The organism is Lysobacter concretionis Ko07 = DSM 16239 (assembly GCF_000768345.1).
Lineage (GTDB): Bacteria > Pseudomonadota > Gammaproteobacteria > Xanthomonadales > Xanthomonadaceae > Novilysobacter > Novilysobacter concretionis.
This window is the reverse complement of record NZ_AVPS01000009.1, coordinates 166,217-174,072: the sequence shown is the minus strand read 5'-3', so window position 1 is coordinate 174,072 and position 7,856 is coordinate 166,217. Positions and strand designations below refer to the sequence as shown.

8 protein-coding genes are annotated in these 7,856 nt (G+C 67.8%); 2 read left to right on the top strand and 6 right to left on the bottom strand.

The window, feature by feature from the left end; genetic code table 11:
- Positions 1-190: 190 nt before the first annotated feature.
- On the top strand, positions 191-1,189 hold the full coding sequence (locus tag N792_RS11965) for an integron integrase (RefSeq protein WP_052104044.1): 999 nt from the start codon (positions 191-193) through the stop codon (positions 1,187-1,189).
- Between the two features lie 51 nt (positions 1,190-1,240).
- Here the strand turns inward: N792_RS11965 and mgtE are convergent, their stop codons facing one another.
- Positions 1,241-2,602, bottom strand: coding sequence for a magnesium transporter (mgtE, locus tag N792_RS11960; protein WP_036195576.1), 1,362 nt, complete (start codon positions 2,600-2,602; stop codon positions 1,241-1,243).
- 322 nt (positions 2,603-2,924) lie between these two features.
- Between mgtE and N792_RS11955 the strand changes: the two genes are divergently transcribed.
- Positions 2,925-3,275, top strand: a complete 351-nt coding sequence (locus N792_RS11955; RefSeq protein WP_156969405.1) for a hypothetical protein — start codon at positions 2,925-2,927, stop codon at positions 3,273-3,275.
- Between the two features lie 20 nt (positions 3,276-3,295).
- Here the strand turns inward: N792_RS11955 and ptsP are convergent, their stop codons facing one another.
- The 5 genes from ptsP to hprK all read right to left on the bottom strand — a co-directional run bounded on the left by ptsP (position 3,296) and on the right by hprK (position 7,855).
- Positions 3,296-5,017, bottom strand: a complete 1,722-nt coding sequence (gene ptsP, locus N792_RS11950) for a phosphoenolpyruvate--protein phosphotransferase (protein WP_036195499.1) — start codon at positions 5,015-5,017, stop codon at positions 3,296-3,298.
- Between the two features lie 12 nt (positions 5,018-5,029).
- Entirely contained in the window at positions 5,030-5,299 is a 270-nt protein-coding gene (locus N792_RS11945; RefSeq protein ID WP_036195496.1) for an HPr family phosphocarrier protein, read from the bottom strand.
- Between the two features lie 111 nt (positions 5,300-5,410).
- Entirely contained in the window at positions 5,411-5,803 is a 393-nt protein-coding gene (locus N792_RS11940) for a PTS sugar transporter subunit IIA (protein WP_036195493.1), read from the bottom strand.
- Positions 5,804-5,942: 139 nt separating this feature from the next.
- A complete protein-coding gene (rapZ, locus tag N792_RS11935) occupies positions 5,943-6,896 on the bottom strand; it encodes an RNase adapter RapZ (RefSeq protein WP_084105778.1) in 954 nt (317 codons plus the stop codon).
- Positions 6,893-7,855 carry an HPr(Ser) kinase/phosphatase gene (gene hprK, locus N792_RS11930; protein WP_036195490.1) on the bottom strand — a complete coding sequence of 321 codons (963 nt, stop codon included), beginning with the start codon at positions 7,853-7,855 and terminating at the stop codon, positions 6,893-6,895. The genes rapZ and hprK overlap by 4 nt, the downstream gene beginning before the upstream one ends.
- Position 7,856: the final 1 nt, after the last annotated feature.

Genomic DNA, 7,856 nt, shown 5'->3' with positions numbered 1-7,856 from the left:
CAACAACAGTGCGGGAAACAAGGCCTAACGCTTATTCGATCCCCTAAAAAGGGTGTAGCCCCGAGTATGCCGTCCTCGGCGGCGCCAGCCAAGCTCAGAAATCCTACATCAGATCAAGCGCTTGACCGGTACTGGCCAAGCTTCAACTCGATCAGTCTCGCCGTGTTATCCGACACGAAAGGGGCTTTTGATGGATTACGCCGGCAAGGATGTGGGTGTAAGCGGGGCGGGCGGGCCGCGGCTGCTGGACCAGGTGCGTTCCCGGTTGCGGGTCCGCCATTACAGCTTGCGCACCGAGCAGGCGTATGTGGGGTGGATACGGCGCTTCATCCTGGCCAACGGCAAGCAGCATCCGCGGGACATGGGTGGGCCCGAGGTGGAGCGGTTCCTGACCGTGTTGGCGACTAAGGGGCACGTGGCGGCGGGGACGCAGAATCAGGCGTTGGCGGCGCTGCTGTTTCTGTATCGCGAGGTGCTGGAAATGGAACTGCCGTGGATGGAGGCGATGGTCCGGGCGAAGCGGCCGCGCAAGATTCCGGTGGTGCTGTCCCGCGATGAGGTCAAACGCATGCTGGCGGTACTGGAGGGGGCGCCGTGGTTGATGGCGGCAATGCTTTATGGCACGGGGATGCGGTTGATGGAGTGCACCCGGCTGCGGGTGAAGGATGTGGATTTCGGGCGGGGCGAGATCTGCGTGCGCGATGGCAAGGGCGGCAAGGATCGACGGGTGCCGCTGCCGTTGAAGTTGCGCGATCCGTTGTTGGAGCGCGTCGAACGCGTACGCGTGGTCCACGAGCGAGATCAGGCGGACGGTGTGGCGCCGGTCTGGTTGCCCAACGCGCTGGACCGGAAATATCCCAACGCCGGGCGCGAGCTGGGTTGGCAATACGTGTTCGCCGCGACGCGGTTGTCGGTGGATCCACGCAGCGGGCGGTTGCGTCGCCACCATGTCGATGAGAGCGTGCTGCAGCGTGCGGTCAAACAGGCGCGCGAGCTGGCGGGCATCCGCAAACCCGCCACCTGCCATACCTTGCGGCATTCGTTCGCCACGCATCTGTTGGAGGCCGGGCACGATATCCGCACGGTGCAGGAACTGCTCGGCCACAAGGACGTGGCGACGACGCAGATCTACACCCACGTGCTGGGCCGCGGTGCGGGCGGTGTGCTCAGTCCGCTGGACCGGGATTGAGCCAAGGGAGATTGACCGTGAAACCAGACTCCCGCCACCGGGGATCCAGGATCAGCCCAGCAACACCAGCGTCGCCAGCCCCAGGAAGCTGAGGAAGCCCATCACGTCGGTGATCGTGGTCAGCAACACGCCGCCGGCCAACGCGGGGTCGAAGCCCATCCGCTTGAGGGTCAGCGGCACCAGTACGCCGCCGGCCGCGGCGGTGAGCAGGTTGATGGTCAGCGCGGTGCCGATCACCAATGACAACATCGGGTCGTGGAACCACAGCAGCACGATCAGGCCCAGTCCGATGCCCAGGCAGACGCCGTTGATCAGCGCGACGGCGAGTTCCTTGTGCAGCAGTTCGCCCACGTTGGAGGCGCCGATCTGGCCCAGCGCGAGGCCGCGGATCATCAGCGCGAGCACCTGGGTGCCGGCATTGCCGCCCATGCCGGCGACGATCGGCATCAGGATCGCCAGCGCGACGATCTTGTCGATCGAGCCTTCGAACTGGCCGATCACGCTGGCGGCCAGGAAGGCGGTGCACAGGTTCACGCCCAGCCAGATCAGGCGGCGGCGGAAGGCGCGCCGGGCCGGGCTGAACATGTCCTCGTCCTCGTCCAGGCCGGCCGCGCTCAGAGCCTGGTGCTCGGCACGTTCGCGGATGATGTCGACCACGTCATCGATGGTGATGCGGCCCAGCAGGATGTGGTTGTCGTCGACCACCGGCGCGCTCAGCCAGTCGTGATCGGAGAACTGGCGGGCGACTTCGTTGGCGGAGTCGTCCACGTCGAACGCGGGCTGTTCGGCATCGAGCAGGCGGTTGATCGGGGTGGAGGGTTCGTGGGTCAGCAGCGCGGCCAGCGCGATGCGCCCGCGGTATTGATGGCGCCGGCTGACGACATACAGGTGGTCGGTGTGCTCGGGCAGCTCGCCGCGCAGGCGCAGGAAGCGCAGCACGACGTCGACGGTGGTGTCGGCGCGTACGGTCACCACATCGGGGTTCATGAGGCGACCGGCGGTGCCTTCGGGGTAGGACAGCACCTGCTCGAGCCGTTCGCGGTTCTCGCGGTCCATCGACTTGAGGACTTCGTCGATGACGGTGTCGGGCAGGTCCTCGACCAGGTCGGCGAGGTCGTCGATATCGAGATCTTCGACCGCGGCGACGATCTCGTCGGGGTCCATGTCCGCCAGCAGGCTTTCGCGTACCTCGTCGCCGACGTGGACCAGCACCTCGCCGTCGTCGTCGGGGTCGACCAGGCCCCAGACCACGACGCGCTTGCCCAGCGGCAGCGACTCGAGCAGGTTGCCGATCTCGGCCGGCGACAGGGTGTTGATCAGCCGCCGCACCGGGCCCAGGCGGCCGCTGTCGAGGGCATCGGAAAGCAGGCGCAACTGGTGCGACGTCTTGTCGTGGCGGATGGCTTCGGCCAATGGGTACTCCAGGGTCGGAAGCCGCATCCGCATCGGACGCGACCGCATCTATGGGTCGTGGGCAGGACTCGTGTGGGGATTATCCGCGCCGTGACCGGTCGTGCCCAGCGATAAAGCCCTGAAGGCTTCATGCAATGCATCGTGCGACGTCGACAAGTGCCCGCCGGGTGCCTTCGTGGTATTGGTATGCGGCTTCCACCCCGATGGTTTCGACATGCTGAAACAACCGCTCCGCATTGCTCTCCCGTTGCTCGCCACATTGTCATTGGCAGCCTGCAGTGCCCCCGGATTGCCGGATCAATTGCCGTTTGCCGAACCGGGCGTGAGCTTCACGATCGTGCCCAGCGGCGTGGGTTGCACGTCCACCGGCAGCTATCGCGGCAAGGTCAGCTGGGAGGTGCCCGGCTCGATGACGTCGAAGGTCGAGATCCAGGTGGGTGAGCAGGAACGTCAGGTGTTCGCGCGCAGCAACGAGTCGGTCGGCAGCGAGGAAACCGGCGATTGGGTATCGAAGGGCTTGGTGTTCGTGCTGATCGACCGCAACACCGACATGCTGCTGGCGGCCATCGAGGCCGGGCCGGGGCAGTGCGATGCGGCGCCGGCAGCGGATGCCGAAGGCGACGCGGAAACCGGTGGGGACAGCGCCGACGGGGCGCCTTCCGAAGGCGAATAGGTCGGCCTTCGGCCGCGGGATCAATGCCCGCGTTGCTTTTCCAGCCAGCGTTCGATCTCGCCGCGGTCGCGGGCGCGCATCAGGGCGGGGGCCTGGCTGCGCAGGTACGGCACATCGCAGTGGCGGATGGTGCGGCGGACTTCGAGCAAGGTGGTGGGATGCAGGCTGAACTGTTCCAGCCCGAGCGCCAGCAGCAACGGGGCAAAAGCCGCATCGCCGGCGATTTCACCGCAGATCGAAATCGGTACACGGCGCGCCTTGGCCAGCCGGATCGCATCGCGCAGCACGCGCAGTACGGCGGGGTGGAGCAGGGTGTACAGGTCGCCCAGTGCGTCGTTGTTGCGGTCGGCGGCGAGCAGGTACTGGATGAGGTCGTTGGTGCCGATCGAGAGGAAGTCGGCTTCGCCGATGAAACCCGACAGCGAGATGGCGGCGGCGGGAACCTCGATCATCGCGCCGAGGGCGATGCGGTCGGCGATCTCATGGCCTTCGCTGCGCAGGTCACGGGCAATGCGGGCGAGTTCGTGCCGGGCCTGACGCAGTTCCTCGCGCCGGGTGACCATCGGCAGCAGGATCTGCAGCGGGCCGTAGCCGGACGCACGCAGCAACGCGCGCAGTTGATTCTCCAGCAGGTTCGGCCGCGCCAATGACAGGCGAATGCCACGCAGTCCGAGCGCAGGGTTGGGTTCGTCCTGCAGCGCCAGACCGGTACGGTCGGCCTTGTCGGCGCCCAGGTCGAGCGTGCGGATCGTCACCGGCCGTCCACTCATGCCCAGCACGACATCGCGGTAGGCGTGGAACTGCTCCTCCTCGTCGGGCAGTTCGTTGCGTTGCAGGAACAGGAACTCGGTGCGGTACAGGCCGATGCCGGTGGCCCCCAGCGCATGCGCCTCGGCCACGTCCTCGCGCGACTCCGCATTGGCGTACAGCTGGATGGCGGTGCCATCGCGGCTGAGGTTGGGTTCGCGCCGCAGGCGGTTGAGCTCGCGCAGTTCACGGGCGTAGCCGCGAAGTTGCGAACGGTGGGTGCGCAGGTCGGCGGGGTTGGGTTCCACCACCACCTTGCCGGTGCCGCCGTCGACGATCAGCACATCGCCGTCGGCGACCGTCTGCAGCAGATTGGTGACGCCGACCACCAGCGGCAGGTGCAGGCTGCGGGCAAGGATCGCGCTGTGCGACAGCGCGCTGCCGGCGGACGTGACCACCGCGACTACGCCTTGTTCCTGCAGTTGCGCCAGCTCGGCCGGCGCGATGTTGTCGGTGACCAGGATCTCGCCGGCGAGCCCCTGGGCATCGGTATCCCGGCGGTGCAGGGCGGCATGCACGCGGCCGATGACCTGGTCGATGTCGTCCATGCGACTGCGGAAATAGTCGTCGTCCATGGTTTCGAACACCGCGGCGATGCGGTCGCGCTGCAGCCGCAGTGCATAGCCGGCGCTGTAGTGGCTGCTGCGGATCAGCTCGTCCAGCCCGCTCAGCAGATCGGGGTCGTCGAGCAGCAGCGCATGCAGGTCGAGGAACTCGCCGATCTCGTGGGCAAGCGCGCCTTGCAGCCGCTCGCGCATGGCGCGCATTTCGCGGCGGATGCGGTCGATGGCGTCGTGCAGGCGCTCCAGCTCCGCGTCCACCGCTTCCATCGCGATGCGCTCCTCGACCACCGCCAGCACATGCGGCAACCGCACCCGGGCGCGGCCCAGCGCGCTGCCGCGTGAAGCCGTCAGCCCGGAGAGTTCCTGGCGCATGCGCTTGATGCCTTACTGCTCTTCGTCGAAGCGGCGCTCGAACAGCGCGCAGACCGCATCGGCCACCGCGGATTCGTCCTCGCCATCCAGCCGCAGCCGGACCTGCGTTCCCTGGCCGGCGGCGAGCAGCATCACGCCCATGATGCTCTTGGCGTTGACCTCGCGGCCCTTGGCGATCAGGGTCGCGCTGCAGTTGTAGCCCGACAGCAGTTGCACCAGCTTGGCGGTCGCCCGGGCATGCAGGCCGAGGCGGTTGGAGACGGTCAGTTCGCGTTCGATCATGTCAGTGTTCCAGAGGCCGTCGCCGGTATGGGGCCGTCGTCGGTGTGGTGCCGTTGCCGGCGTGGAAATCCTTGTCGTAAAAGTCATGCCTGTCGCGGAGATGGCGGCGCCTCACGCCTCGTCCAGCCGCACGCCGTTGCGGGCACCGGCGCCGGCAACCGCGGGCAGCTCGTCCAGGCCGAGCTCGGCGTAGTTCAGCACCCGCAGAAGCATCGGCAGGCTCAGCCCGGACACGCGATGCACCGGTGTCCCCAGCCGCGCGACCTTGGCCGCCAGGTTGCTCGGGGTCGCGCCGTACAGGTCGGTCAGCACCAGCACGCCATCGCCGCCATCGACGCGCCGCAACGCCGCGCTGGCCTGCGGCAGCAGTTGATCCGGATCGCCGTCGAACGGTATCTCCAGCGCTTCCACGCGCAGCGGCAACGGATGCAGCAGCCGGCCGGCGACCGCCAGCACGGCGCTGCCGATGCCTTCGTGGGTGATGAGGAGGATGCCGACGGCCATGCGGGAAAGTTAACAGACGAACGTGAGGCGCCGGTAGGCGTGGCGATGGAACGGTGCGTGGTGGCTGGTTTCAATGGCCGATGCGGAACACCAGCCAGCGCTCCGGTGCCGGGATGTGGTCCAGCGCCTGGTCCAGTTGCTAGTCCAGCTCGCGGTGGTGCACGGCCACCTCGTCCCAGCCCTGGTCGCGGGCGCGCCGGGCCATGCGCTCGGCCAGGTAGACCGAACGGTGCCGCCCGCCGGTACAGCCGAAGGCGACGGTGATGTAGCTGCGGCTGGTGTCCTCGTGCAGGCGCGGCAGCCAGGTCTGCAGCAGCGCGCCGACCTGTTCGGCGAATTCGTTGACCAGCGGCTGGGCGCCGAAGAAATCGGCCACCGGCGCGTCGCGGCCCGACAACGGCCGCAGGGTCGGATCCCAGTGCGGGTTGGGCAGGCAGCGCGCATCGAACACGAAATCCGCATCGGCCGGCACGCCATGGCGGTAGGCGAACGACTCGAACAGCAGCGACACCGTGCTGGTATCGCCCAGCGCGAAGCGGGTGATGATGCGCCGGCGCAACTGGTGGACATTGAGGTCGCTGGTATCGATCTGGATGTCGGCCAGTTGCCGCAACGGCTTGAGCACCTGGCGCTCGAGCGCGATCGCATCCGCCAGCGCCAGCCCGAGGTGGCTCAGCGGGTGCCGCCGCCGGGTGTCGGCGTAACGCTTGATCAGGATGTCGTCGCGCGTCTCGAAGAACATCAGCTGCGGGTCCAGGCCCAGCTTGCCGACTTCCGCCAGCCATTCCGGGATGCTGGCCAGGTCGCGGTGGCTGGTGCGCACGTCGATGCCGACCGCGAGCTTGGCGGTCGCCGCGCCGTTGCCGGTCGCGCTGCGCACGAACGCGGGCAGCAGCTCGGCGGGGAGGTTGTCCACGCAGTAGTAGCCCAAATCCTCGAAGGTCTTCAGCGCCACCGACTTGCCCGAGCCGGACATGCCGCTGACGATGACCAGGGTGGCGTTGACGGGGGTGGGGTTGACGGCTGCGGGGTCGGGCGCAGAGTCGGGAGCGGGGGCTGCGCCGGCCGGGGGCGTGCTGGTCGGTGTGTTCATGGCTCGGGGATACCGCGTTCGAGGAAGTTGCTGTGCCGGGCGATGAAGGCCGCCGCCGGATCCATGCCCTTCATGCGCAGGCTGTGCAGCCGGGTGGCGGCTTCGGCCAGCACGGCGAGGTTGCGGCCGGGCATGACCGGCAGCGAGGTCATCGGCACGTCCAGGTCGAGTACGCGGCGCGCACTGTTGTCGCCGATCAGCCGCTCCAGTCCGCTCGGCGTGCGCGTATCGCTGGGCCGGGTCAGGTGGATGATCAGGCGCAGGTACTTGTTGCCCTTGACCGCGGTGTCGCCAAACATCTGGCGGATGTTCAGCACGCCCAGGCCGCGCACTTCGAGCAGGTCCTTCAGCAGCTCCGGGCAGGTGCCGTCGAGCACGTCGGGGGCGATCTGGGTGAACTCGGGCGCGTCGTCGGCGACCAGTCGGTGGCCGCGGCTGATCAGCTCCAGCGCCAGTTCGCTCTTGCCCGCGCCGGCGTCGCCGGTGATCAGCACCCCGATCGAGTAGATCTCCATGAACACGCCGTGCAGCGTGAGCCGCGGCGCGAGGGTGCGGGCGAGGTGGTACTGCAGGTGATTGAGCAGTTCATGGCCACGCAGCGGGGAACCCCACAGCGGAGTCAGGGACTCCTCGGCGGCCTCGATCAGGTCGGCCGGGCAGTCCTGCCCCTTGCTGATGACCAGTGCCAGCGGGCGGAACTGCATGATCTTCTCGATCGTCTCCCAGCGGTGGCGCGAGTCCAGCGAGTCCAGCCACGCCAGTTCCTCGGTGCCCAGGATCTGCACCTTGTTGGGGTAGATCGCGTTGAGGTAGCCGGCCAGCGACGGGCGGCGGGCGACGGTCTCCACCGCTTCCAGCATGCGGTCGTGACCGGCCTGTCCGGCCACCCAGCGCAACTCCAGGCGCTCGCGCTGCTGCTCGAACAGCTGGCCGGCGCTGATGCGGGCAAGCGAGGGCATC